General features: G+C 33.4%; 1 protein-coding gene. It reads right to left on the bottom strand.

Features of this window, described 5'->3' with window-relative positions:
• Positions 1 to 46 precede the first annotated feature (46 nt).
• Positions 47 to 1,382 (bottom strand): ATP-dependent zinc metalloprotease FtsH (ftsH, locus tag V9D86_RS02265; protein ID WP_334331182.1); only part of this gene is annotated, 1,336 nt, incomplete at its 5' end.

A 1,382-nucleotide genomic window follows, 5' to 3' on the forward strand; every position in this document is an offset into this window, starting at 1 on the left:
TTTTTAGTCTGAAAAAAAACTCCAAAAAGTTTTTTTGGTTAAATTCTTATTTCTTAGTATTTACAACTAATTTTTCAATTTCTTTATTTGTAATAGTTTCTTGTTCTAAAAGTATATTAGCAATTTTATCTAGCAAATTTTTGTTTGATTTAATAATTATTTGAACTTGTCGATAACATTCTGAAATTATTTTTTTAATTTCGGTATCAATCAGTTTTTTATCCGAAAATTCGGAATTTTGACTAACTCCTAAATCACTCATCCCATACTTAATCACCATTAACCGAGCAATTTTAGTCGCTTGTCGAAAGTCACCAAAGGCACCAGAAGAAATGTCATCCAAAACTAATTCTTCCGCGACACGTCCTCCTAAAAAGGATTGGATTTGTGCTAACATTATTTTTCGAGAAGAAAAGAAAGTTTCTTTTTCTGGCATCATTAAATTATAACCACCGGCGTTACCACGAGGAATAATAGTGATTTTTTGAACTTTTTGTGCGTGTTTTAATTTAATCCCAATGACTGCGTGCCCCGCTTCATGATAAGCAACCATACGACGTTCTTCAGGGTCATATTTAATCGACTTCTTGGCAGGTCCCATTAAAACACGATCAAGGGCTTCGGATAATTCGGTCATGGCAATGAAATCTTTTTGATTGCGGACAGTCAAAATTGAAGCTTCATTTAAAACCGCAGCTAGTTGTGCTCCACTCATCCCCGAAGTTTGTTTCGCTAACTGATGAAAATCAATATCAGGAGATAATTTTTTGTTTTGCGCATGTAGTTTTAAAATCTCTTCACGTGATTTAATATCTGGCAAATTAACAAGAATTTTACGATCAAATCTACCCGGTCGTAATAAGGCCACATCTAACATATCCACACGATTAGTAGCCCCGATTATAATAATACCTTTCGATGAGGTAAAACCATCCATTTCGGTTAAAAGTTGATTTAAAGTTTGTTCTCTTTCTTGAGAACCTCCTGAAAAATCACCCCCTCTTTTACCTCCTAGAACATCAATTTCATCAATAAATAAAACACAAGGAGCATTATATTTAGCTTCTTTAAATAATTTTCTTATTCTCAAAGACCCTAAGCCCACATACATTTCCACAAAAACCGAACCTGAAACAGCAAAAAAAGGAACGTTTGCCTCACCCGCTAAAGCTTTGGCCAAAAGAGTTTTACCAGTACCAGGAGGACCTTCTAATAAAACTCCTTTCGGAATTGAAGCTCCTATGGTTTCATATTTTTGCGGTTGTTTTAAAAAATCAATTAATTCAATCATTTCTTCTTTTTCTTCTGAATTACCAGCCACATCCTTAAAAGTGAAAAGGGATTTTTGTTTGGAAGAAATTAAAGATTTAGAATTAAATTTA

Origin of the sequence: Candidatus Phytoplasma prunorum (assembly GCF_036924415.2) — a bacterium.
GTDB lineage: Bacteria > Bacillota_I > Bacilli_A > Acholeplasmatales > Acholeplasmataceae > Phytoplasma > Phytoplasma prunorum.